The sequence below is a fragment of the Desulforhopalus glucosivorans genome (assembly GCF_054397165.1).
Map to the genome: position 1 here is coordinate 4,004,969 of NZ_AP044854.1, position 25,560 is coordinate 4,030,528.

Here is a 25,560-nt window from a genome sequence, read left to right on the forward strand (position 1 = left end):
TAAACATGCCGTTAATACTTCACCGATGTCCAGAAGACTTCTCAAGTTGGCTGAAGTTTGATGGTAATCAGAAAAGAAAAACAACTGATATTTATTAGTTCAATAAGGTGCTAAGTTTACCAAACAAGAAATCGCCGCATGGTCCTCGAAACATTATGCTCATAATATCAAAATCACGTCCGATGGTCTCAATTTTTTTCTTATAGTTAAAAACGAAAAATCGGATAATTTTTCAATTCCAACCCACTGCTGTCTCATGGTTCAAGCTCTACTTAAGCGATATATGATCACTTCACCGATGCCTGATCAACTTTTGACAATGGCTGAAGATCAATGGCAATCATATTTTATTTTTATTTGATTTTCTAAAAACTAAAAATCGATGATGAGGATTCTCTGGAACCCTATATGTATTAGTAAGTAAAAATTGTCTTTTTGATATAAGGAAAAGATCATTTAACACTTTTCGAAATGGGAATTCATTTTTATTAATTTCCCAATAGTGTTCTCCATCGAACTCATGGACATTTTTTATAAAAAATGGTTTAGGAATATGAAAAACCATCTCACCTATTTTAGGTATATGGACTAAATATACCCATAAAGTACGGGCATCAGGTAAACTAATAACTATATCGTTTTGTGCTACCCTCACCATTTCTCCAAATGCTTTTAAAAATTGCTTATACGGTAAATGCTCAAGCACCTGAAATGCACATACACAATCATAAGAGTTATCATCAAAGGGAAGATCCTCAGCCGACGCAAGATAATTCGGCTTCAGTTCAGGGTCGACATCTACGGTTTCCACTGAGAGATTAAAATGACCAGCTAACGCTTTAAATAGACCTGATCCCGGGCCAATTTCCAGTAATGACTGCGGCTGAAGGCGCAAAACTTCATCAATTTGATGCCATACACTTATCCAGCGTTTTTTACTCAAATAGTTTTCAAAATCATAGTGCGATTTTTCTACTTGTTTTCTAAATATTTTATTTTTTTCGTCCATAATATAAACTCGATAAAATAACCCAAACGATAAGTGCAATATATGCGATAGAGCCAAAAAAACTGAATAATACTATTGCAACTAAGTCATCATTGAAAACTTTAAATCCTATATATAGTGCTAATAATTTTGAACCAGTACTAAAAAATTCATAAATTAATAAACCTTTTTGCAAATTTAGGATAGGAACTGCGATAACAGATGGCCTGTTGATAAACATAAAAAACATCCAAAAAGACAAATATCTCGCATACTCACCTGCTATTACCCACTCTTGTCCGAAAACGAACCCAAAAAGTCGCGGCCCCCAAACTATAACGGCCCCAAAAGGAATACATGCAACCAACACCAGTGACAAAGTCGTTTTAATAATAATTCTAGATAAAATTTCACCTTCATATGAGGCTTCAACCAATCTTGGGTAAAAAACTTCAGAAACTGAGTTACCGATTAAATCAGCAGGAAGCCCCAACAACTTAACACAAAGGGCATAGAACCCCGCCGCTGCAGGTCCGGCAAAAGCGGCCAACATCAAAATTGGTAAGCTTTGCGATATCACATTGATAAAAACCTGTGGAGCACGGTACAAGGGAAAATCATAATATTTCTTTGCGACTTTCAAAAGGAGATGATCGTAATTGATAGTTTTATTCTGATTCTTGCGATCAGACGTTTTAATACCCCAAGCCATTATGCCCGCACTAATAACATTTCCCAAAACTGAAAGAAAAATCAGTACGGCCGCCAGCGGTTTGAACAGGCCTATGCCTGTTTTTAAGCCATTGGCCACCAAAGCATTGAGTACTGATATGCGAGCAGTAATATGATACTGTTTCTTTCGAATCAGCCATTGTCGAGCTATAGTTGTAAAAACAGAAAAAATTATGACCAGAGGAATAAGAAGAAAAAAACTTTGAATTTCTTGCATTTGAAGCTTTACTGCCAGCCAGTTTCCACCAAATAAAAAGATTAGAAAAACAGCAGTTCCAGTACTCATAGCAAGATAGGCTGAAAGTTTTGCAATTGCTTTTGCCTCACTGTCTTGTTTTGGCAAAACAATGGCAATGGGATATGTCAATGCTGCAATAGGAGCGACAACTCCAGCTAGAGCAAGAAACGAACCTAACAAACCAAACACCTCAGGGCCATACAGTCGAGTAATAATGGGTGCAAAAGCCATATTGATTGCTTGTGCTCCGGCAGTACCTGTAACAACCACTGCCACATTGCGCACAAATTTACTTTTCACTGTGTGACGCATAGAGTTTTTAATTTCCGCCCAAAAGGCTGATTCCCTAACATTTATCATATCTTTCATTTTTATAAAGGGAAGTGTGAAATATTCTAAACTTTCAAGCCATCATACTTTGTACTATTATTAACATGGCGAAAATTAGGCATTCAGAAAATTTGATCAAATTCCGCATATTTAACCAGTTAAACAAGATACAAGTATCTAGGAAATTAATTTTTCAGCTCAACGGCATTACTTCGAGGACACTTTACGACAGATTGAACCTCAAGCGCCGGCAGATATTCTGGAACAATGGAATGTAGTTTCGTTTTAATTGCCGGGGCATCATGTTCACTACAAAACGCAGCAAGCTGGACAAAGTGTTTATGCAATATGGAGCAAGGACATAAACTGTCTCCCCGCAATACCATTATCTTTTTGTGCTCCGTATCAACAATATCCTCGCCAGCCGTGATAAGCTCTTCATAGAGTTTTTCACCTTCTCGCAAGCCTGTATATACAATTTCAATTTCACTATCTGGCTCTTTTCCAGCAAGTCGAATTAATTCTCTCGCCATCAAATCGATCTTTATCGGCTGGCCCATTTTCAGGATAAATATTTCTCTTCCTTTACCCATCGATCCCGCTTGGAGTATAAGCTGAGCCGCTTCATCAATAGACATAAAATAGCGCGTCATTTCAGGATGCGTTACCGTAACTGGCCCGCCCCTCTCTATCTGTTTTTTAAAAAGTGGAATAACAGACCCGGAAGAACCAATAACATTCCCAAACCGTACAGCCATAAACATGGTATCGTGAAAGGGTTTATCCTCGTCAACAATCTCCTCATAGTAGTCCTTTGACAACACTCTTTCCCATGCTGGGCTCAACGTCTTGTCCCAAGTATTTGCATTATAAGCCTGAACAAGCAACTCAGTGAGTCGTTTTGAAGCTCCCATTACATTTGTAGGACGAACAGCTTTGTCTGTCGAGACCAGAACAAATCGTCGTATTTTATATATAATTGATGCCTCTATTAGTAATTGAGTACCAAAGACATTATTCTCTATTGCTTGCCATGGATTCCGCTCCACTAGCGGAACATGCTTATAGGCTGCCGCATGAAAAACTACTGCAGGTCGGTATTGTTCAAAGAGCATGTTCAATAAGCTTATATCCTGGACCTTCCCAAGGAAAGTGACGGTATCATTAAATCCACACTCATGTAACAGTTCCATCTCTATGTTATAGAGATTCTCTTCACTGCTATCAAATAATAGTATTTTCCCTGGCGAAAACCGTAAAATTTGTCGGCAGAGTTCTGAACCAATGGACCCACCTGCTCCAGTAACAAGAATGGTTTTTCCACTAAGATATTCTCCAATCCTACCCTGTTCCAGCTCTACCTCTTCTCGACCTAAAAGATCATTATACGAAATGTCTCTGATTGTTTTAACCGAAATATTACCATCAATTAATTCTCCAAAGCCTGGAATAACCTTGAATGCAACGGGAATTTCCTGACATAATTCAACAAACCTCTTTATCTTCCGTCCTTTTGCAGAAGCAATCGAAATGAGCACCTCATCAATACGATTAACAAGAGCATGCTCTTTAAGATCATCAACTTTACCAACAACAGGAACACCATGGATTTTCAAGCCCGCTTTTCTTGGATCATCATCCAGGAGTGCAACCGGAATATATGGAAGATTTTGATTGGTCTTTAATTCTCGAAGAATTTTTTCTGCTGCGTCTCCAGCACCGATTAAAAGTAAACGTTTTTTTGGTGGTGTGTTCCCTGCCGAAATCAAATGACTGGAACCATTCGATGAGCTATATAAAAGCCGTAAACTGACACGATGAGCGCAAATCAAAATAAAGGTAAAAATCGTATCAAGAATAAAAACGGAGCGGGACAAGCCTGCAAATCGATTTACATATAAGAACACAACAACCAATACCAGTGTTGCAATCGAAGTTGCTTTGAGAATATTAAAAAGGTCCTCAGTACTCGTATACCGCCACATCCCCCTATAAAGCCCCCAGAAGTAAAAAACAGGTATTTTAACTGCAATGGTGATGGGCAATATAGCTAAAAATTGATGCGACTCCTCTAACTGAAAAACATTCCCTTCAAAACGCAAGGTATACGCACAATAGAGTGAAATTATCAGAAGAAGGATATCAACCGAAATAACAACCCAAAATTTTGGATTTCGACTTATCTGTCTTGCAAATGACAGATGCAGAAAAATAGTCGTACGTAGTGCTGTTAACATAAGAAGCGAAAACACCTAAAAGATTTATATAAAATAGAAATCACGTCACAGGCTTAGCTGAAAAAAACACCATAAAACATTTCAATTATCAAATTCATAGTCCATAGAGCGAATACGAAGCTCTCCATTATTATCCTTTAACACAAAGCGTATTGCCCCTGATCCATGAATTTCGTGAGCATCTCTATATAATAGGTATACTTTAAACCTACTCCGAATTGAAAAACCATTGTCAATGGCTTCCCAGGCGAGCATTGTCATATCCATTTCAATTTGGGACGTTGCAGCAAAAAGGTCCAGGTATACTGGCAACATTGATGTAAAGAGTTTCCCATTCTCTAAGGCATCAGCCTCAAAAAACCTTGAGTACGAAACGGCATTACGCTGTTTATATGTATTGATATATTCGGCAAAAAAACTCTCAATTCTTGCTTGTTGAGCAGCTGTATCATTCTGCGCAATATTTGAATTGTCTTTTTCTACCGCAGCCTCTTCACCCAGCCCTTGCTCAGCAATATCAACATGATTGACCAATTTTTTTCTATCACCCTCGTTACTGCTCAGGCCTGGGATCGTGGGTTCTTTTTCTGTCCCCTCTGGGCTGTTGAACGAAGTATTTGACTCACCATTGTCGTGATGCGTGACGATAGGCGAGGACATATCCCCGGTTTGCTGTGCACCTTCCTCTATTGAGGGAGGTTTATCTGCTTTAACCATCACCTGAGAATCTTCTTTATCAATTATCTTCTCATGTTTAACGACCTTATCCTCAACCTCGAGAACCAGGGCCTGCTCATCTTTATTCACTATTGGCAAAGCTGTAAGAATGTCAGCATCACTGCGATGCATTTCTTCAGGTTGACCGGCCAGCAGGGATTTTTCTGATGCATCAGGAACTACCGCTACTGTGTCCTGCTCCTTTTTTCCAATTTCCTCTTCGCTTATTGGTGTTGAATCTTTCAGCAGCGAATTATCTACAATGACGGGTTCCGCTCTGACATTATCACTGCGTTGATCAACGACTCTCTCCACCTCTTGCCGACGAGAAACTGGCGGCTCAAAAGCGCCTCGACTTTCCTGAAGTCCTGTGAGCATTGCTTGCTTTCTATACATATTTGAAGCAATTGCCGAAAAAATCGCTCCCCCCACAACAAGGACAACAAGCCATACAGCTATACTTTTAGGCCGCTTAGGCCTCATACGCTGTTCGTTTGCTGGCTGCCAATTTCTCTGTGTCGGGAGGACCGGATCTGCTTGCAATTCCCCCCCCCCATCTAAAAGAACATGATACGCCTTTGTAATTTGCATGAATTTTTCAGATGCATCAGGGTCATTACCAGAGGCCGTGTCAGGGTGGTAACGCAGACTAAGTTTTCGATAGTTTTGCTTTATCTCATCACGACTTGCCCCCGGAGCAAGACCAAGAACATCATAATAAGCTGAAGAATTTTCGGCCGGTGTAAACAGGATTGAAATTCGGGAGAGATGTTGCAGAAAATAGTGATATGTAATGGATGCCTGGCCACATTCATTCTTAAGCCAATCAATATTTTCGTTATCGTCGCTTTCAATATTTTTTTGCAACTCTTGGCACGCAGCAAGCATTCCATTGTTGCTGGCCACAAAAGAGATAGATGACTCACCGCCACTATTTGCGGAGAGGAATCTAATGAGTTTTTTTATCTGCTGCCGCTGTTGACTACTCATGCCTATAACTCATCAAATGCGGTATACAATTCACCGGTCTGCACTATCTCAAAATTCCTCAGCCACAGTTGCCCCGACAGTTTATTGTCGATTCTGCGGCTTTCTAGGCGCCGTAACCTCACAACCAGTGCCTGGCATTCGTCCGAGACCCCAAATGCAATATGTATATTGGTCCAATCCTCACTCGCTTCTACCATTTCAGATTTTCTATATGGATTTTTGCACTGATATCCATAGACCTCAATGAATGGTCGCTGATCTGTGGTAAGGTTGCGTGTTTTGTACTCTCCGGTAAACTCATACATTTGCCCCCCAGTAACGGGCACAATCTGGTATAGATGATGAAAATTCAAGTTTTCCCAGCCTTTGAATCTATAATGAAGAGTACGAGCACTATTTTCCTTTGTTTTTTGTTCATGTTTTAAGGTAAAAGCTTTACTCTTAATTGCCCTCCAACCAAACGCCTGCTGCAGAAATCTATTTTCAAAGTCCTGGTTAAATAAAATAGTCTCTGCATTAAAATATGTCCTCCAAATATCCCCCGCAGCTCTCACCTCACCTTTTCCTAGTAACATATTGAGAAAGGAGAGAATCTTCCTTTCCTCTAAATGGCGTCCTCGATTTTGAATCACCTGCCAAAAGAACAGACCCTTCTCAGGTAACTTTCTGGCAATAGTATGATCGAGTAGATATTCTACATTTTCTTGACCAACCTTGGCCAGAAGATCCGCCGGATCATCCCACAAGGTGAATGCCAGCTGCAATGCATCGCGTCGAGATTTGCCGGGCATCTTTTCTATTATGTAGCTCAGTTCGCCTGGCAACATTTCTGTTCGGCCGACCTGATAATCCACAAGAGTCTTTTCCCAGCGGTATCGATGTATTTCTGCAGTGAGCTGATCGATATACTCCAGAATCTGACGGGTCTGTCGCTTCTGACCTTCGTCGTTATTTAACTCCGCCAGACTCAGCCAGGCTGGTATGGAGTACGGTGCACTTAGCAAAGCTTGCTGCAATAACTGCCGGGCCACCTTGACATCGGCCCCAAACAGATATTTTTTCTTGGCCATCTTTGTCAGTAATCCGGCATCACGAATATCCTCCAATGGCAGGTTATCAACGTTAGCCCCGAAAACCTGTTGCTCGTGAACAGAAAAACGCATCTGCAAGACACCAGCAATAAGGAGTAACAAGAAACAGCCAATACGAAATATTTTACTGTGAAGTAGCCCCATACACATAACAGTGATTAGTTTTCAGAATCCTGGCCATACTGATAGTTATATGAGTAATATTTATACCCGCTATAGGAGCTATAGCCGCTTTTTTGCCCGGTTTTATTGATAATTGCACCGAGTATTCTTCCTCCAACATTGGTCACTGCGCGCTTAAAATGTTTCACACCCTCACGCGGCGTATTACCCTCGACAGAGACCAGGATGACCCCGTCAACCATATTGGAGAGCACCAAAATTTCGGCAAACCCTTGATATGGTGGGCCATCAAGTATGACCCGATCATAGTTTCGAGAAACAAGTTGTAATAGCTGTCGCATCCGCTTTGAAGAAAGGAGTTCCGCCGGATTTGGGGGCAAAGGACCACTGCTGATAAAATCAAGACCCGGATAGTCCGTTGCGGAGATGACCTCTGAGAGTTTAGCCATCCCGGAGAGAACCGAGGACAAACCTTTTCCCCTGATTCCGTCCTTAAAAACATTATGAAGACTCGGTTTTCGCAAATCAACGTCAATCAGCAGGCACCTTTCGTCCTCAGCCAGATATGACAGACATGAATTACTGGACAAAGAACTTTTTCCGGCACCGGGCAGGATACTTGTGACCAGAATCGTCTTTGGTGGCGAATCGGCGACTGAAAGTCGAACAGATGTCATCGTCGTCCGAAAAGCCTCGGCAACAGGAGACCTTGGATCATTGAAAAATTTCAATGCCATCATTTTCCGATTATCCACCACTTCTTTATCAAACGGAATAAGCCCGAGAACCGGAATACCAAAGCGATCGGTCATCTCGTCCGGGTTTTTGATGGTATTGTCAAAGTATTCAAAGAGAAAAGCAACACCTACACCACCCACCAGCCCCAGCACAAAACCAAGTGCCAGATTAAGCGGAACCCTTGGTTTAAATGGAAACAGTGGGGGCCGGGCGGTGTCAATTATTTCAATATTGGTAACAGAAGCACCAACTGTTGCCTCAATTTCTTTAGAACGCTGTAAAAGACTTTGATAGATTGATTTGTTACTTTCCACACCTCGTAGGTAAATTTTGTACTGGGTGGCCTTTTCTTCCAACGCCATGGCACGTTCTTTTTGCTCTTCTGCACGCGTTGCAAGATACTCCTCTGTCTTTACTGCTGTATCATAGTCATTTTTAATCGAATCTTGAATAGCTCTTTTTTCTTCAAAAATACTTGCTTCCACATCATCCATCTGTGCCTTGAGCTGCACCATTTTCGGATACATCGGCTTAAACGTCGCGCTCAACTGTTTATATTCGGCAAGTAGCGAGGCATGCTTATTCTTAAGGTTCTGAATAAGCTCATTCTCTATCATCTTAAAATGATTTCCAGACTCTCCAAGGAGACTTTGCTGATATCTCGCTTCCTTAGTTATTCTGTCAGACCGTGCTTTAGCAAGTGCATCGTTAAGCTCTTCCAGCTGACGCATAACAAGATTGGACTTTGGGTCGAGGGAAACAATACCAATCTTTTTTGCGAACTCCTGCAGTTCAATTTCTGACTGCTCTAGTTTAATCTGAGCCCCTTCAATCTGTTTTGCCAAAAACCTGCTCGCGTCATGGGAGGCCTTAAGTTTACTGTCCATATGCATATTAATAAACTCGTCCATGGCCGTGTTGGTCACTTCCGCAGCAAGCGCAGGAGAGGTCGCACTAAACGATATGTCTATAAGCTCACTGTTTCTAATAGGACTCACATGAAAATATTCATGAAAACGATCCAGCGATTGATCCAGAATTATTCGATTTATATTTTCCTCATTTAATAAATTAAGCGTATCACTATTCTCATCTGGTCGAATAAATGACATTAAGGTGTCAACAAGTCCCTGGGCCTGTGCTTCTCCGGATGCGGACGGTGCCTTGCTATTAAAGTGCGGATTATTGATTAAGTCCATTCGCTCAATAACCCTGCTTGCCAGCTGTTCACTCTGCAATAGACGCACCTGGGTCTGCTGAAACTCCATTGTTTTTGCAGCAGTAGCCTCTATTCCCTCAAACTGGGTCAGCTTGTCCGACTGTGCCGAAACCCGCAATACCGCTTTAGCCTGGAATTGTGGCGTTACTGTAAAAGTGTAGAGGGCGACAGCTGAGAAACAGAGTAACAGGCAGGTCAGAATTACGGCTTTTCGCCGGATAATAGTATCGACGAGATCGCGTAGATCTATTTCATCTTTAAACTCAGGAGCAAGCTCACGAACCTCTGTACTTGGCAGATACTGCTGTCTTTCTTCACGTACAACGAGTTTATTATCCATCTCCGGATATACATCTTTATCTTGCATAGTCATTTAATAGTATTGCGCTATATTATTACCTACCCTAAACTCTGAATATGTTCTGCAGATTCTCCTTGCAGCTTTCCAGAATTTTCTCTCCTAACTTCATTTCACTTAATGCCTGCCAATCTTCCTTATTTATAGGAGTTCTGGAGTCATGGCTATGTGCATCCGAGGCTATAATGTGACAAAACCCCCGCTCAGCAATTTTTTGGGCTGTAGTCCTGGCTCCACTGCCAAAATGTCCAAGAAAGCTTCCACTATTGACCTGTATCAACATCCCCTGCTGCGCAAGTTTTTCAAGTAAATCCGATTTTTTTTGAAACTCAGCAACACGTTCAGGATGTGCTAAAATGATGAAAATACCAATTTTTAGCAGGGAGTCTAAAACCTCAAACATCTCGTTTTGATCTCCATGAAAATCGGGCTCCACAAGATAGTAATTACTCTCACCAAGAGGGAGTAGCTCTCCAGCTTCTATCCGATCCCCCAGTTTTTTGTGAAACGCTATCTCCATCCCAGACTCAACTTGTAGAAGAATCCCTTTTTGATCAAGTATGTTTTGTAATTCTTCTACCGACTGGACCACCTTTTCTTTTGTAGCAGACCATGCAGTTCCCGGAAGAAAATGAGGAGTCGCCACCACTTTTTTGACTCCGAGCTCTTCGTAACATCTTGCCAGTTGCAAACTTCCTTCTATATCTTTGGGGCCGTCATCAAGTCCTGGAAGGATATGACAGTGGATATCTATAAAATCACGCACAATAATCATATTTCATATCAGTTCTGGTAATAGTCGATAAACAGGAACAGTACTTTGAAGAGTCCTCTGTCGTCAATGCCTGTTCGGCTTTTATATTCATCGCCCCACAGCGATTTCTAGTTTTTGACTTTTATACGAGCTCTAACAAGGTTCTTTATCTTTTACAGGTTCTTCTACCACCAAAGGTTTTTCAACGCAGGTGACCACAATAGCAAGCAATGTGGTCGCATAGACGAGATTGGCGGGTAACCTCCAACCAAAATCCACAACACCATGGACCAAAAACCCCGACAAACCACAAAAGGCTCCGATTCCTATCACAATTTTTGAAGGATCAATACCAACAGCCTTCCCTGCAAAAAGTTTTTTAAGGACTAGAGTACAACCTACAGTAAGCCAACCAAACAACGCCAATGTTATCGGAATACCCAACTCTATCAATAACTCTAAATACTCATTATGAACTCTATCAAAATGTATGGACTCAGGGAAGCCTTTAAGGTAGACCGGTGAAAGTAATGTATAAGCCCCCATACCTATACCGGTTAACCAATGTTCCATAAGCATAGGCAGTGAAGAAAGATAAATATCAAAGCGAATTGCGCCTGAACTTCCCATGGAGTTAAACCTTGAGATAACAGTATCAAGGCCAAGCATTACACCATAGCTACATACAAACAAGATGAATCCTGAAAGCCCAACAAGCTTCTTTCGTGAAGAAAAAGGTAGCATCAGCGTTAGGGTCAAAGCCACAAAGACCATGGCTAAAATACCTCCCCGAGATAATGAAAATAACACCGCCAACCACATGGCGCCTGCTGCAAAAATTAAAAATATAGCATGCATCTTATTCTTAGCGAAGATCAGGGAGGAAGTAAGATTATCGACCTTTCTTTTTCTTGATACAGATTTATCCCGAGCTGCAACTAAAAATACCGCACCGCACGACACAGCAAGGGGCCAAATCATATTCATGAAAGAGGCATACTGGTTTTTATATATAATAGTACCGTGAGCAGCCCGACCCTTTACAGCCAACCAAAGAATACCGATTTGAGGGCTGATAAATTGAACAAGACCATAGAGCGCCTCAACAAAACCAACAAACACAATACAGATAACAAGGGTGCGAAGGAATAACCTATCTGCCAGAAGAACTCTTTTAAGGCAATAATAGTAGAGCAAAATCCCTAGAAAAAAGGTCCCTCTATACAGTCCTGTAATACCAGTTTCACTAAGGGGAATATACTGTTCTGCAGTTGCAGCAAGCAGATTAACCATCCTCATCCGCTCTGCCCGATAGGGAGATACAATTTCTACAATGTCGAGAGGAAGGGGAATAGCTTGGAAAACGATATATGAGATAAGCAATACCGGAAACCATCCCAGTAATGAAGGCGGCTGAAATTTCCCCCTGGGAATATTCAACAATAACCATCCGCCACAGCCCACAAGCATCAAAGAGGAATACAACCCTGAAAGAAGGGGATGTACTGCACCAAAAATAAGGGGAATCGTTACGACAATACCCAAAATATAATATTGAGCACTTTTTAGTAGTCGCACTTGAAACACCACAGACAGGCTAACACAAACATTTAATGTACATTTTCACCTTAAAAGTCTTTTGCCTTGAACAACTCACTTCGGCAACCGGAAAACAAGCCGAGACCTCAACTTTTCGACAGGTCTATCGCCCACCGCGAGCTTCAGGGTCACTAAACGATACGCCCGTACCCATAAAACCAATTGTCACCCCAGAGCCTGCCATCAATTTTCCGGTGGCACTGGATTCTGCGAAAATAATATCCTGATCCTGAAGCAAAAGGGTATCTCCCACCCCTGCTTGAAGTTGTTGATAGCTGAGACTCACAACCTGCCGCTCCCGACCTCGTCCCATATACCTAACGAGCTTTATGCTGTCGTCATCTGCATAACTGGCCAATCCGCCAGCAAGTGCAATGGCTTCAGAAACTGACATATTATTGCTGATTGGATATGTACCTGGCTTTCTCACAGCTCCATCAACAAAGCATTGACCAGATTCAGGAATGTAAATAACGTCACCACCACGGATAGTGTGATTGCTCGCCATATCACCTTTTTTCATAAGCTCATCTAGATCAACCATATAACTTACACGGGTCCCACTCTTAGGGTCTTGACGGGTAATATAACAAAAAGAGCCAGCCTCATCGGTTAACCCATTTCCCATGGCCAGGATATCTAAAATGCGCCTTTGCGATACATAATTATATGTACCTGGCGTTTTAATCGCCCCGAGCAGGGTAATTTGCTTACTTACATGTTCCTTGATATGTACTGAGACATGGGGATTATACAGATAATCTCTCGCATATAAGGTTTCGATTTTTTCTTCTGCCTCTGCAACAGATAAGTTGAGGACATTTACATCTCCTAACAGCGCGACATTAATAATACCGGAAGAAGAAACTCTCACCTCTGCGTTTAACTCTTCTGTTTCAAAAACGATTATGGAAAGTAAATCACCGGCGCCTAACAAATAATCCCCAGAGACATTATCATCTTCAGGCATAGATGAAGCTAAAAACACATTTTTTTCCGTCGATTTTGCAGACTGCTCCACCGACAGTTCTTTAAACTCTTTGATAGAAACCGTTTCTTGAAAACGAGGATCACTACCACAACCTTGCAATAACGACATGACAAAGCAGAACAGTAGTAAATACAACGTACAACTTAAGCGATCATTAGTGAGTGTCATGTTACCCTGCATCATTCACAGAAAAAGGGTTGTCTCTTATAGATAAAGACAACCCTTCAAAAAACAACAAATTGTTTTTAATTACTTGGGCTCGCAACGGTTGTTGAAGTATCGTCAACGTCATCGTCATCGTCATTTGCAGCTACTACTGCAGCACCAACAACGACTGCACCAGCTACAACTGCACCGATTGTAGCAGCAGTGATTCCTGCCCCCGCTGCGGCTCCACCTGCGACTGCTCCGCCTGCTGCTCCACCTGCTGCTGCTCCGCCTGGAGCGACTGCCAAGATAATTTTATTATTCGCATCAACAGTTTTCATGCCATCGGCAGTTGCAAAAACCATCTTACCTTCTGTTACAGATATCTCAGTTGCTCCATCAGCTCCAACAACTACAGAGCCTTTCACAACAGAACCACTGCTCGCGTTAAAAACGACTTCCGCCACAGTATAGGTTCCCTGGGGAGTGTGGAAGGCAATTTTTCTCGCATTGCTGCTTATTATATAATCAACCTTACCCTCTTTAAGATACAATTTAAAAGTATCTTCAAGATTCGTAACAGCCACCTGAGATTTGTCTGCAGCGATGATGGATATTCCCTCAGACTTTAACATGCACTTTCCATCACACATCAGCAGAGCGCCATCTTCGACAGGATTTTTGCCACTTAACTTGGCTGTCAGTTGACCATTTTTATATACTGAAATATCGCCATGACCAATACTACCACCAGCTGCAAAGCTCATATTAACACAAGCCAATGATAGTACCGTAGTTAGTGCCAGGGCTCTTATAAATGTTTTTTTCATGCCTATCCTCTCTGTGTTTAGTTCTGTCTACACCTAACCCCGGTTAGCGGGAAATAAGCTGAGACAACTCTTTCTCATTCTTCTTCATCTATTAAGGAATATCGCAGCTTGCTATTAAATTCAAGGAATTTCTTTTTAAAAACAGATAACCAAACTGACATTTCCCGCTAATTTACCTATGTTATCTCAACCAAGGCACCCAATTTACTGTGGTCATAATAACCGTGGGTTGCACACCAGACACCTGACAGCCTTATGGCTCCAAAGGTATCATGCATCTATATGCCAGAATCCGCCTGCTGTCGACGAATCTCAAGCAACATCTCTTTACCATTGTTCTGAAGGACATAATCACCCACGCTCATACCGAGGGCTTCTGGATTGTCAGCACTTCCGATCTCTGTTTTCCTTAAAATGATTGAGCCATCAAGGTTTGCAAGGCCTGCTGTTAGGCTGATCTCTTTTCCATCATCACTTAGGGTCGCATAGCCAAACGCTGGAATACTACATCCACCCTCAAGTTTTTTAAGAAAGGCACGCTCGGCGAGCAGGCAGATCTCACTCTTCTTATTATTAAGGCAGTCTCGTACCTGCTGCATTTTTTCAGGGGCAAGTGATGAAGCAACTTCTATGGCGATACAGCCCTGCCCGACCGGTGGGGTGAATTCAGCGGCATCAAACTCATTGACAATCATCGCCTCATAGCCCATACGTTTCACCCCTGCGTAGGCAAGCATCAGGGCGTCACAATCACCATTTTCCATTTTGCCAATCCTGGTCTGCAGATTTCCGCGCATCTCAACTATTTTCACATGGGGATAATAGTTTCTAAGAAAGGCACGTCGTCTCACCGAAGACGTTCCAATGACCAGGGGTTTGGAAGCATCCGTAATATCAATATCCTTTGAATTACTCACCAGTACATCATTTACCTTTTCCCGCTCTGTAAAGGCAATAAGCTCAAAACCTTCAGGTAAAATAGACTGCATATCCTTCGCGCTATGGACTGCGATATCAGTGGTGCCGTTGGCCAACTGCTCCTCCAACTCCACCGTAAACACACCCTTACTGCCAATTTTTGCAATGGATCTATCAAGAACCTTATCTCCAATGGTCTCCATGGAGTTAATTCTGGTTTCGTGTCCAGCATCATTTAAAAACCCGGCAACAGTTTCGGTCTGCCACATTGCAAGCTTACTTTTTCTCGTACCAATAGTTATCATTTTATTCCATTATGTTAGAGCAAGATACTCTAGCCCGAATTTCTCATGAACTTTTTTATTTACAATACAACTGTATGATTTTGCAAACCATACAGGTAGCCAACAAAAAACAGAGTGTTTTTTGAGGCAAATCAAAAATTTCACCCTTACGGGTCGATGATTTTCTCGCAGGATCTACGTTACAAGCAGCTTGCAGTAGTTTAACTACCGAAGTCGTCACTTACCTGCTGTGCTGCTTGCGTCTTGACCTGCGAAAAGCTTATCTGATGAGAAAACCGGCCTAGTACAACCAGCATCCCGCAACGTTTCATGTACAATTATAATTTCACAACCTAATGAGAATACCATACTCACGACTCATGCCAAAATACAACTTTTCTCTCTTTGATGAAAACCAACCGTTGCTACTCCAATCACAAATACGTATCATAGTCATATGAGACTTCTTCTTTACAATATACGATACGGCACCGGCCACGGAAATAACTACCATCTCCCACTGCCATTCACCGGTTTTTTTAAAAAGAGTACAGTTAATTTTCAGCGCATACTTAATTTCATCGGCTCAATCAACCCGGATATTGTAGCCCTTGTAGAGGTGGACACCGGTTCTTACCGGACCGGTCATTTCTGTCAGGCCCAGACAGTTGCCGACACTCTTGGGTATAACCTTGTGGTGGAGCCAAAATACAGTGACAACTCCCTTGCCAGAAAAATCCCTGTCCTAAAACAACAGGGTAACGCCATACTCACTAAGCAGTCGGTGGAACACTATAATTTCCACTACTTTGAAGAAGGGATGAAAAAACTGGTTATCCAGACTGACCTGAAAGCCGTAGCTGTCTTTATCGTCCACCTCTCACTCAAATACAGACACCGCCAAAACCAACTGGAACAGCTTCACGCTCTGACCCAGGATACTGAAAAAGAGGTCATTATCGCGGGCGATTTCAACACCTTCTGGGGCAGTAGAGAGTTAAACCTTTTTTTAGCAGCAACAGGACTTGAAAATGCCAATCTTGGCAATGCACCATCACACCCAAGCCATGCCCCGACACGACAAATTGACTTCATCTTGCACAGCCCCGGCATTCGCATAGACAACTTCTACATCCCTGATGTCCGCCTATCGGATCACTCTCCGCTGATCTGTGATTTTTCCTGTGTACTCACCTGAGTCAGAGGTAAAACTACCCTAAAAATGCTCCCCTCATTTAAGCGACTATCGACTACAACCTGTCCTCCATGGGCCTCTACCACTGCCCGAACATAATTTAAGCCAAGCCCCAATCCCTTCTGAGACCGACTCCGATCCCCACGATATAGACGTTCCCAGATTTTCTCCTGCTCAACGTCGGAGATCCCCATACCGTTATCCTCAAAAGATATTCTTACTTGGTCATCACCTGTGCTCACAGAAATCTTAACCCAGCCACCATCTTTTCCGTACTTAATTCCATTATCTAAAAGATTCGCCCATACCTGCGCTATACGTGTGGAATCAAGTTTTAGAGTAACAGGGGCAAAATCTGTCAACAGCACCTCAATATTTTTCTCATCGGCCACATATTCGTACAGAGTAACAACTTGATCGAGACTCTCTTTTAGAGCGCAGTCTTCTAGTTCCAAGCGCATGGTTCCCGATTCAGCCTCAGCAACACTCATCATAACCCGCAGCATAGCCAAAACCCGCTCCGACTCTTCCAGGCAATCTGAGAGGGCATCCTGCAACCGCTCTGTGTCTCCTTCAGCCTGTAAGCCGTATTCTGCAACCGATCGTAACCTTGTCATGGGAGTTCGAAGATCGTGGGCCACATTATCAAGGGATTGCTGCATTTCTGAGACAAGATGCCGATTCTGCTGCAACAGAACATTGATCTCCCTGTACAAATTATCAAGCTCCGGGCCACTCCCCTCTTCAGGCAAGAGTTCAGTCTTGGCGTCGTTTGATAGCTCCGCCACCTTATCTCTGGTGGCAACCAGCGGTGAAAGACTCAACTTTATAAAATAAAGAGACAGGGGCCACAACAGAACCACACTACTTAGAAATATAACAATAGTTGATTTGATCATCTGGCCAAAGAGTAGAAAACTGCCACTACCATCTTTTCCAAGCTGAACAAGAAAGCCCCTGTCAAAGCGCCTGGTCACAACAGTTAGCACATCGACCTGATCACCAATATCCCCCTGCAACTTCAACCAGACCCCTGACGCTTCAGGAGAAAGGTCCACAAGATTCTTAAAGTGTAAACCACCTAAACGATCACTTACAACCAGGAGCTGCTCGCCCTCATACACAATACGGGCAAACACCACTCCTTCCGGCAGTTGATCCTGCCCGAGCACAACCTTCCCTAAGAGTTCACTGGAGTGTCTACGAAGATTCAGGTATGAATCAAGAAGCTGTTTTGCCTGGATTTGCTCAATGGACTGTAAATGAGACCGTGCGCTGAGCAGGTAGGTAAGAGCCAATAGCCCCCCCCCAGCCCAAAGTAAAAGGAAAACCGGTAGAGCCTTCTTGGAGCGGGACCAGGAGAGATCTCCCCTACTGATCTTTAAGAACATAGCCCACGCCCCGCACGGTATGGATCATCTTATTATCAAAGTCCTTATCGATCTTATTTCGTAAACGACACACCAGAACATCGACAACATTTGTCTGTGGGTCAAACGAGTAATCATACACCCGCTCTAAGATGGAGGTTTTCGACACCACAATGCCAGGATTTCGCATCATATACTCAAGTAGTGAATACTCTTTTACAGGGAGTTCAACCTTGGTACCACTCCTAAACACCTCATGCTTTAAGAGATCCATCTCCAACTCACCCACCGATAACATCATGGGTTGGGTGTTTTTCTTGTCACGCCGAATTAGAGCCTGGATTCTTGCAAGAAGTTCGCTAAAGGAGAATGGCTTAACCATGTAATCATCCCCACCCTTCTGCAGACCAAGAATACGATCATCAACCGACTGCTTTGCGCTCAAAATAAGAACGGGGGTATCCACATTCTCACCGCGCATCTTTTCAATAACAGACAAGCCGTCGAGTCCCGGCAGCATCAGATCTACAATAGCCGCATCATACGTAGAATCAAGGGCTCTAGATAGTCCTAATTCACCATCATGACACACATCCACCGCAAAGCCCGCTTCTCTGAAACCCCGCTCTATAAATGAAGCAATCTTCGCATCGTCTTCAATCAGTAGTATACGCATAGTAACTCTTAATTCTTATGTAAAACTATAACAGAGCCGTTTCGACCTGTTATCCCATTTCCATTTCTAACGGCATCCCTGTAGGAGAAGTAATCAGGTGAGCAGAGGGTACAATCTCCCATAATACTAATGTTAGCCCCGATGATTCCGCTATCCATCAGCTGTTGTTTTGAAATCTGCCAAAAATCAAAATGATCCTCACCCACCCTAAACGGGTAAAACTCTTCCGGCAGCTCTTTTTCATAGTGTATAAACTGGGCACAGCATGGCCCAAGGGATGGTCCAACAATAGCACAAATATTGAGCGGGGCCACAGAATACTCATCCACCAGAACCCTCACCACCTCACCCAGGATATTCTGGACACTACCCCGCCAACCATTATGAACCGCTGCAATAACCCCAACAACCGGATCATAGAGCAGAACCGGTTGACAGTCAGCGTGCTGAACCATCAGAGCAATACCAGGCTGATCTGTAATAAGTGCGTCATAGCCCTCAACTTCCAGATCGCGTGCAAGGGGCCCCTTTTGTGAATGAATCGTTGTCCCGTGGACCTGGAGGGCAGATAAGAGAAATGTGCTACCCATCTTCTCTTTTACATACAAGCGATTGGCAAGAACGTTGGTTGCATCATCACCCACATGGAGGCCGACATTGAGACTCGCATACCTACCACTACTCCTCCCACCATGAAGTGAGAAGAAGCCGTAACGACAACTCTTGTTCCCAGTAGATACTAATTCTCCTAATTCTCCAAATCTTCCTGCCATTTGATCCATGAGACATAACCCGTTAACCTGAATATTTCCTGTAATTTAGCTGCACAGTAAAACAGGATGTAACTTGCGGCAACAAAAAACGGGCTTAACCACTTTGTGGTCAAACCCGTTTATTGCAGAAACTTAAAAACGCGACTTGGATAAAATACACCCAATCCCGGAAAACAGAAAATAAGCCGGGACTCAGTTCAGTACCCCCCTGCGGGGTATAAGTTCCTTGGTGGTATGCTTAAGTATTAGCTTTGAAAGCAGTTCCCATTTTCTTGTTTTTATGACAGCCTCTCAGGAGTAAGGCACTAAAAGTACGCTTCAAAGGTTAAATAGACCTGATCAGCACTCTCAACCGGATCCATGCCCATCATCTGCAGCTTGGCGGTATCCCCGGCATCACTTAGATCATAGGCTGCCATATTCCAGTCTCCTGAACCGGAATAGTCATACTCATAATGCTGGTAGCCAAGTCGGATAAAGGTTTTTGCATATTTTGAGAGAGCTTCACCTGTTGGAAGGTCCCAAATAGTGTACACCTCATACACCTGACCACGGGTGGCAAGCTTAGACTGATAGATTTCATCATGTCCTGGAGCCATGGCGAGCCAATACTGAGATCCGTAGTTAAATTCTGCTCCAAACTTCAACCGGGCAGGCTCAACATCATAGCGAACACCAAGATAGAGGGAATAGCCGTCCTCATTATCGGTATTTGGCCCGGTCATAGAAAAAGGATCGTTAAACATTCCGCTACTATCGGGCTGGGTCTGTGAATATCCTCCAGAAACAAAATAGTTCAAACCTGCAAGCTTAGACTGATAGACCGCTGCAGTATGCCAGATATCACCAAGATTATCCCTGTCCCCAAAACCAGTCATATCGCCAAAGGCAGAGTTGATGATTGGGTCCTGGAAATTTGGATAATTTATGACATCAAAGGCCATAAAACTCTGGATATAAGCGAATCGGTCATCTTTTTTCATGATATCCCAGCTCAAACCAGCAAAATCCATATCATTTAAAGAACTATCCACATCATCCTGCAGACCCGCCTCAAAGCCCCGGCCGTAACAGAAACGTACTCGGCTGGACCCCAGAGGCTCAATACCCCAGTTCCATGCATATCCCATGGAAAGACCATCAAACGGCCAATCCATAAAGGCCATGGGGGTAGCGAGCCTTGCATCGGCTCCCAATCTTATCTGAGCAGGCGGGCCGTCTGTTGTTGGCCTGCGTCCGATGGAAAACCACATGGGCAAGCCACCTATATTATTCCAGTTAACAAAGGCTCGATCAACATACAACGCACTGCTGCCAGTGGGAGTCCTTGTCACATTACCGTCAAAGACCGGCCACATGGCACCACTTTCATCAGTGAAGGCGGACTGATTTCCCCATGTCTTATACATGGCCAGACGGCCTTTAAATTCGACGTTTTCAGTGGCTTTAACCCTCATATTCAAGCGAAGGCGGTTGGTGAGAATGGTATCGTTGTCTATATTTCTGCCAAAGGTTGAGTCAGCATTATAAAGATCACCCCGTGCACGAAAATCTCCATATAGTTTAAAACGTGATGCAAGGTCCCAGTCACCCGAACGATCATCTAAGTCCTCAACGTTAGTGTCGAGCTCCTCCACCGTCTGCTCAAGGGCCTGACTTTTTTCTGCCTGAACCGCCATGGCCGTCTTTAATTCTTCGAGTTGTCTGCTAAGCTCCTCAATTTTTTTTGCCATATCAGCAGGATTTATTTCGCCCCCTGCGACTGCTGCGGCGGGTAGTGCCAACATTCCGGCGAGCGCTAGTACCGAAAGTTTTTTCCTCATGTCTCTCCTCCCAAGATTATATTAAACTTCAACACTCCTCCCAATTACACAATGGTACCAATTACAGCATTTAATTAATTAGGATAATACTACATCTGTCCATCTCTAGTCAATAGTGTATCAAACTTAAGCACTTCCACACAACTAATTGGAGCATTTTTTCTCTGTATTTGTATCTTTTGATAGGTGATTTTCAGAAACTCGCAGTGTATTGTAGGAATTAATACCTAAATCTTGCCCACACAATTTTAGAAAAATATATTATTGTCGAATCAACAGCATCTTATAGGCGAAACACGTACCTTGATAACTAACTTTTTTATGAGTGATATTTTTCTCATAATTTAAACTTGTTAATTGCACGATTTAGATAATACGCAAAACTATCAGCTCCCCAACTTATGAATGACCCTTATCAGCCCATGAAACTACCCATTGTCATTGTCGCCTTTGGCACCACCACCAAGGCCCAGGAAACCTACCAACATCTACATAAAAAACTTACCCAGCTCCTTCCTCAGCGAGAAATTATCTGGTCCTATTCTTCCAAAAGAATCACCAAAACTCTCCGGGATAAAGGTGATGGGATACAGAGTCCTGCAGAAGTTCTTACAATGCTCGCCCAGAAGGGGCATACTGCAGCCATTGTTCAATCTCTTCATTTGTTTCCTGGTACTGAGTTTCATAGCTTACAGAAAATCACTACTGCCAGTTCTCTTTCCTGCAAAGCTGGTCTCCCGCTCCTTACCGCACCTGAGGATTATGAAGACATCGCCACACTCTTAGAACCCTCAATTACCAGTAGACCTGAGCGAGCCATCCTGGTTTTAGGCCATGGCACGACCCATCCCAGCTGGACCGGCTACTACAGTCTGGAAAAGATATTACGAAAAAAATATGGGAACAGTATCCATGTGGGAGTAGTTGAACACTATCCGGATTCTTCAACACTCGCTGAAGAGCTTGGGGCTAAGTATACTGAGGTCACTATCATCCCATTCTTTCTAATTTGCGGGATGCATTACAGGCGGGATATTATCGCAGGCGACCAGCACTCATGGAGTTCGCAACTGCAAGCAAAAGGGCTGGATGTTGAAGTACTGGATAGTGGTATAGGATTACTGCCAGGAATTGAAGACCTTCTGGTGAAACATATCAAGGACGCAGAGAGCAACTCATAATTCAGGATAGGCTATAACAAGGAAAAAAACTCCAGCCTCACAAAAGAGACTGGAGCCAGCCCAGTAAGATTGAACTTTCACATTATCTCTTTCTTGTCAAATTCATATCCCCAAGTACAGAGTACAGGGCGGGGATAACGAGTAGCACCAGTAGAGTTGCTGCCATAAGGCCAAAAACGATGGAGCAGGCAAGGGGAATCATAATCTGCGCCTGCATCGATCGCTCTGCCATCAATGGCAAGAGTCCCATGACAGTTGTCATGGAGGTGAGAAGGACGGCTCTGAATCGTTCCCGGCTTGCCTTTTTAGCAGCCTCCTGCACAGAGACTCCCTTATCGATATTTTGACGGATAAAACTAACAAGAAGAATTGAGTCGTTCACCACTACTCCTGCGAGTGAAATAAACCCCATGATTGACGGCATGGTCAGTGTCAATCCCATGAATATATGCCCCCAGATAACCCCGATGAGCGCAAGGGGAATAATGACCATTACCGCAAGGGGCTCTGTATAGCTTCTGAACTGAAAACTGAGGATAATAAAAACACCAAAGATCCCAAGTAAGAAAGCCTTAACCATCCCTACCATTGAGGTTTTGGTCTCTTTATCCTGACCTTCAAGCACCAGACTTACACTGGGAAAATCTTCTAATAATTGAGGGAAAAACTTCACTTTAGTGTCATCCACAACCTCAGCGGCATTGGCAAGGCCTGTATCAATATCGCCTGTTACAGTCACGGTTCTGAGTGAATTAATCCTTTCGATGGAGGCGTAACCCCTCCCCTGTTCTATGGAAACAATGGATTGGAGTGGCACCCGTTTTCCGGCAGGGCTCATCACATAAAAACCAGACAGTGCCGTAACAAACCGTCGGTCCTCTTCGGCCAGCCGAACCATTACTTCATAGGATTCACCTTGGTACTGGATCTCACTGGCCTCGGCGCCATAAAAGGCAGCTCGTAACTGGGACGCAATACTCTGGGAGGTAAAGCCCATGGCAAGTGCGCCCTCATTGAGATTAATCCTAAACTCCGGCTTTCCAGGACGAAGGTTATCATCCAAATCAAAAACCCCTTCATACCCCCGCAACCACTCAATAAGACTAGTGGATGCCTTTTTAAGCTCGTCCAGATTCTGTCCCTGGAGCTGCATCTCTATGGCAAGACCACCAGGCCCAATACTCGGCTCCTTATAGGCAATGTTTATAACATCCGGGATAACACCAACATAACTGCGCCAGGTGCGTATAATATCATCCATTGTTGTTACCCGGTGTTCTGCACTGAGTAAATCAAGGGAGACTGTCGCCACATGGGGGCCAGATTCACCTGCGTCGGCATTGGTGTTAAAGAGAACTGAATAGTTGGTCACAAGGCTGGCACCACCAGGCTGCTCGACACTAAATTCCTTATTGAGCTGCTGCATAGCATCAACTACTTTTTCGACCACCTTCTCGGTTCTTGAAAATGACGTCCCCTGTGGGAGCAGGATTCGGGCCTGGAGCACATCTCCTTCGGTATCCGGGAAGGGTGACACCTTAAGCACACCACCTCCGATCATGCTGAGCGATACCAAAAAAATACAGACCACAAGACCGAGAAAAAGATACCGCCTGGCAACAGCGACATCGACGATCCTTCCTAGAATATTGTCTCTAACCCAAAAAAGTTTATCTTCAAAATTCTTTCTAAAGCCCGCCTTGCGTTTAGCCCTATAACTCCCGAGGGAGTGCGACAGATGGTTAGGTAAAATTCCAAAGGCTTCCACCATACTGACACTAATTGTCATAATCAGTACAACGGGAATTGCATACAGCACCTTACCAATATCCCCTTCCATGCTAAGAGCCAAAGCGCCAAAGACAAATAAGGTCGTCAAAAATGATGAAAAGACACCTCCGGCAACGCCAGCCACACCATCAATAGTTGCCTGAAGGGTTCCTTTTCCTTTCTCTAGTTCTGAAGCCACATTTTCTACAATGACAATGGCATCATCCATAAGGATACCCACAGCAATCAGCAACCCTACCATGGAAAGCATGTTGAAGGAAAAGTCGATCTGGTTCATCAGGAAAAACGTCATACAAAATGATACAGGAAGGCCCATTGCCACCCAGAAGGACATGCGAAAGCTGAAAAAGAGCCAGAGAGTCAGAAAGACAAGGAGCAAACCCTCAACGCCATTAACAGTGAGCATATCGAGCCTGTCCCGCACAATTTCTGAGACATTCTGGGTTATAATGAACTGGACACCAGGTGCTGCCACCTCTCTTTCCTGTTCTAAAAAAGCATTGACCTGATCCATTATATCAAGGGCATCTTCAGATTTATTCTTATTAATCTGAAGTAGCCCAGCGCGCTTTCCGTTTATGAAAATTGAATCTTCCTTATCCTCAAAACGATCAGTGATCCTTGCTATATCACCAAGTCTGACCTCACTCCCTAAGCGACTGGCGACCACCGTTAAGCTTGAGATTTCCCGGACCGTCCTTCTCTCTTCTGTAAAACGGAGCAGATAATCGGTATCCACCGTCTCAATCGTACCCACTGGCATATCAAGAGACTGGTTTGTAATGGCAGATTGAATATCAGCAATCGACAAGCCAAGCCTCTGGATATTGTAGTACGGTATCTCCACAAGAATCTGGTGATCTGAAAACCCCAGAAGTTCTATCTGAGACACCAGTGAAAGCTGCTTGATCCTGTCTTTAAGCTGTTCGCAATAGAGTTTCAAATGGGGCTCACTCATCGGCCCTGTTACCGCAACAGAGAGCACCTGATCCGTTTTATTGAGTCTTTTAACTATAACGTCTTCCACTTCATTCGGGAAATCGCTGATAGCATCAACTTCGGTCTTAATATCATTTAAAAATTCCGTTGCATCGGCCCCTTCTTCCATCTCAATGGTTACCGTGGCCATCCCTTCTGCTGATTTTGAGGTGATTTTCAAGATATTTGAGACTGACTCCACCGCCTCTTCAATCCTTTCACTGACCGATGATTCTACGGTCTCGGCCGTAGCACCGGGATAGACAGCACTCACAGACACTTCTGTTGAAGCAAAATCAGGAAAGGTCTCCCGCCGAATATCGCCCACAGACAAAAAGCCCAATAGGAGAAACAGCACCATGAGCAGATTGGCCGCTGTGGGGTGGTCGGCAAGCGTTGCAATAAGAGAGTTTTTTACATTCATCAACCTGGTTTCCTATTAGAGCCTTACTCCTCAGTTTCTGCCTTAAAAACAAGAAACTCAGAAAC

At 43.5% G+C, this 25,560-nt stretch carries 18 protein-coding genes; 2 read left to right on the plus strand and 16 right to left on the minus strand.

Translation table 11 applies throughout. The features are described 5' to 3' along the window. Window positions 1–340: 340 nt before the first annotated feature. From ACX6CI_RS17330 to hemC, 11 genes are all read right to left on the minus strand, one after another. The gene (locus ACX6CI_RS17330; protein ID WP_458774910.1) at window positions 341–1,009 is read right to left on the minus strand and encodes a class I SAM-dependent methyltransferase; all 669 of its coding nucleotides are present in this window, start codon (window positions 1,007–1,009) and stop codon (window positions 341–343) included. Further along, window positions 993–2,327: a lipopolysaccharide biosynthesis protein gene (locus ACX6CI_RS17335; protein ID WP_458774911.1), complete on the minus strand. Its 1,335-nt coding sequence runs from the start codon at window positions 2,325–2,327 to the stop codon at window positions 993–995. The genes ACX6CI_RS17330 and ACX6CI_RS17335 overlap by 17 nt, the downstream gene beginning before the upstream one ends. A gap of 146 nt (window positions 2,328–2,473) precedes the next feature. Continuing rightward, window positions 2,474–4,525, minus strand: a complete 2,052-nt coding sequence (locus ACX6CI_RS17340; protein ID WP_458774912.1) for a polysaccharide biosynthesis protein — start codon at window positions 4,523–4,525, stop codon at window positions 2,474–2,476. An 81-nt stretch (window positions 4,526–4,606) separates the two neighbouring features. Continuing rightward, complete coding sequence (locus tag ACX6CI_RS17345; protein WP_458774913.1) at window positions 4,607–6,232, minus strand: J domain-containing protein; 1,626 nt, start codon at window positions 6,230–6,232, stop codon at window positions 4,607–4,609. Between the two features lie 2 nt (window positions 6,233–6,234). Further along, the gene (locus ACX6CI_RS17350) at window positions 6,235–7,395 is read right to left on the minus strand and encodes a hypothetical protein (RefSeq protein ID WP_458774914.1); all 1,161 of its coding nucleotides are present in this window, start codon (window positions 7,393–7,395) and stop codon (window positions 6,235–6,237) included. Between the two features lie 86 nt (window positions 7,396–7,481). Continuing rightward, window positions 7,482–9,776, minus strand: coding sequence for a GumC family protein (locus ACX6CI_RS17355; protein WP_458774915.1), 2,295 nt, complete (start codon window positions 9,774–9,776; stop codon window positions 7,482–7,484). A gap of 31 nt (window positions 9,777–9,807) precedes the next feature. Then, window positions 9,808–10,536: a tyrosine-protein phosphatase gene (locus ACX6CI_RS17360; RefSeq protein WP_458774916.1), complete on the minus strand. Its 729-nt coding sequence runs from the start codon at window positions 10,534–10,536 to the stop codon at window positions 9,808–9,810. Window positions 10,537–10,668: 132 nt separating this feature from the next. After that, window positions 10,669–12,093, minus strand: a complete 1,425-nt coding sequence (locus ACX6CI_RS17365; RefSeq protein ID WP_458774917.1) for an O-antigen ligase family protein — start codon at window positions 12,091–12,093, stop codon at window positions 10,669–10,671. A gap of 124 nt (window positions 12,094–12,217) precedes the next feature. After that, window positions 12,218–13,273: a polysaccharide biosynthesis/export family protein gene (locus ACX6CI_RS17370; protein ID WP_458774918.1), complete on the minus strand. Its 1,056-nt coding sequence runs from the start codon at window positions 13,271–13,273 to the stop codon at window positions 12,218–12,220. Window positions 13,274–13,350: 77 nt separating this feature from the next. After that, window positions 13,351–14,082 (minus strand): hypothetical protein, encoded by a 732-nt coding sequence (locus ACX6CI_RS17375; protein ID WP_458774919.1) that lies wholly within the window; start codon window positions 14,080–14,082, stop codon window positions 13,351–13,353. Window positions 14,083–14,360: 278 nt separating this feature from the next. Next, the gene (gene hemC, locus ACX6CI_RS17380; protein WP_458774920.1) at window positions 14,361–15,305 is read right to left on the minus strand and encodes a hydroxymethylbilane synthase; all 945 of its coding nucleotides are present in this window, start codon (window positions 15,303–15,305) and stop codon (window positions 14,361–14,363) included. Window positions 15,306–15,741: 436 nt separating this feature from the next. Between hemC and ACX6CI_RS17385 the strand changes: the two genes are divergently transcribed. Beyond that, entirely contained in the window at window positions 15,742–16,482 is a 741-nt protein-coding gene (locus tag ACX6CI_RS17385) for an endonuclease/exonuclease/phosphatase family protein (protein ID WP_458774921.1), read from the plus strand. Here ACX6CI_RS17385 and ACX6CI_RS17390 read toward each other — a convergent pair. The 4 genes from ACX6CI_RS17390 to ACX6CI_RS17405 all read right to left on the minus strand — a co-directional run bounded on the left by ACX6CI_RS17390 (window position 16,440) and on the right by ACX6CI_RS17405 (window position 21,121). After that, entirely contained in the window at window positions 16,440–17,870 is a 1,431-nt protein-coding gene (locus tag ACX6CI_RS17390; RefSeq protein WP_458774922.1) for a sensor histidine kinase, read from the minus strand. The two genes, ACX6CI_RS17385 and ACX6CI_RS17390, sit on opposite strands and share 43 nt — an antisense overlap. Beyond that, window positions 17,851–18,525: a winged helix-turn-helix domain-containing protein gene (locus ACX6CI_RS17395; protein ID WP_458774923.1), complete on the minus strand. Its 675-nt coding sequence runs from the start codon at window positions 18,523–18,525 to the stop codon at window positions 17,851–17,853. The genes ACX6CI_RS17390 and ACX6CI_RS17395 overlap by 20 nt, the downstream gene beginning before the upstream one ends. 8 nt (window positions 18,526–18,533) lie before the next feature. Continuing rightward, window positions 18,534–19,307, minus strand: a complete 774-nt coding sequence (locus ACX6CI_RS17400; protein ID WP_458774924.1) for a polyphenol oxidase family protein — start codon at window positions 19,305–19,307, stop codon at window positions 18,534–18,536. Between the two features lie 296 nt (window positions 19,308–19,603). Beyond that, window positions 19,604–21,121 carry a DUF3373 family protein gene (locus ACX6CI_RS17405; RefSeq protein ID WP_458774925.1) on the minus strand — a complete coding sequence of 506 codons (1,518 nt, stop codon included), beginning with the start codon at window positions 21,119–21,121 and terminating at the stop codon, window positions 19,604–19,606. 401 nt (window positions 21,122–21,522) lie between these two features. Here ACX6CI_RS17405 and ACX6CI_RS17410 point away from each other — a divergent pair, with 401 nt between their 5' ends. Beyond that, entirely contained in the window at window positions 21,523–22,302 is a 780-nt protein-coding gene (locus tag ACX6CI_RS17410; RefSeq protein WP_458774926.1) for a sirohydrochlorin cobaltochelatase, read from the plus strand. A gap of 82 nt (window positions 22,303–22,384) precedes the next feature. On the opposite strand, the gene ACX6CI_RS17415 is transcribed toward ACX6CI_RS17410, so the two are convergent. Then, on the minus strand, window positions 22,385–25,495 hold the full coding sequence (locus tag ACX6CI_RS17415) for an efflux RND transporter permease subunit (protein ID WP_458774927.1): 3,111 nt from the start codon (window positions 25,493–25,495) through the stop codon (window positions 22,385–22,387). Window positions 25,496–25,560 lie beyond the last annotated feature (65 nt).

Bases quoted from the DNA above. Each gene is read 5' to 3' on its own strand.
- ACX6CI_RS17330 (WP_458774910.1), bottom strand. From the start codon at position 1,009: ATGGACGAAAAAAATAAAATATTTAGAAAACAAGTAGAAAAATCGCAC.
- ACX6CI_RS17335 (WP_458774911.1), bottom strand. From the start codon at position 2,327: ATGAAAGATATGATAAATGTTAGGGAATCAGCCTTTTGGGCGGAAATT.
- ACX6CI_RS17340 (WP_458774912.1), bottom strand. From the start codon at position 4,525: ATGTTAACAGCACTACGTACGACTATTTTTCTGCATCTGTCATTTGCA.
- ACX6CI_RS17345 (WP_458774913.1), bottom strand. From the start codon at position 6,232: ATGAGTAGTCAACAGCGGCAGCAGATAAAAAAACTCATTAGATTCCTC.
- ACX6CI_RS17350 (WP_458774914.1), bottom strand. From the start codon at position 7,395: ATGCGTTTTTCTGTTCACGAGCAACAGGTTTTCGGGGCTAACGTTGAT.
- ACX6CI_RS17355 (WP_458774915.1), bottom strand. From the start codon at position 9,776: ATGACTATGCAAGATAAAGATGTATATCCGGAGATGGATAATAAACTC.
- ACX6CI_RS17360 (WP_458774916.1), bottom strand. From the start codon at position 10,536: ATGATTATTGTGCGTGATTTTATAGATATCCACTGTCATATCCTTCCA.
- ACX6CI_RS17370 (WP_458774918.1), bottom strand. From the start codon at position 13,273: ATGACACTCACTAATGATCGCTTAAGTTGTACGTTGTATTTACTACTG.
- ACX6CI_RS17375 (WP_458774919.1), bottom strand. From the start codon at position 14,082: ATGAAAAAAACATTTATAAGAGCCCTGGCACTAACTACGGTACTATCA.
- hemC (WP_458774920.1), bottom strand. From the start codon at position 15,305: ATGATAACTATTGGTACGAGAAAAAGTAAGCTTGCAATGTGGCAGACC.
- ACX6CI_RS17385 (WP_458774921.1), top strand. From the start codon at position 15,742: ATGAGACTTCTTCTTTACAATATACGATACGGCACCGGCCACGGAAAT.
- ACX6CI_RS17390 (WP_458774922.1), bottom strand. From the start codon at position 17,870: ATGTTCTTAAAGATCAGTAGGGGAGATCTCTCCTGGTCCCGCTCCAAG.
- ACX6CI_RS17395 (WP_458774923.1), bottom strand. From the start codon at position 18,525: ATGCGTATACTACTGATTGAAGACGATGCGAAGATTGCTTCATTTATA.
- ACX6CI_RS17400 (WP_458774924.1), bottom strand. From the start codon at position 19,307: ATGGATCAAATGGCAGGAAGATTTGGAGAATTAGGAGAATTAGTATCT.
- ACX6CI_RS17405 (WP_458774925.1), bottom strand. From the start codon at position 21,121: ATGAGGAAAAAACTTTCGGTACTAGCGCTCGCCGGAATGTTGGCACTA.
- ACX6CI_RS17410 (WP_458774926.1), top strand. From the start codon at position 21,523: ATGAATGACCCTTATCAGCCCATGAAACTACCCATTGTCATTGTCGCC.
- ACX6CI_RS17415 (WP_458774927.1), bottom strand. From the start codon at position 25,495: ATGAATGTAAAAAACTCTCTTATTGCAACGCTTGCCGACCACCCCACA.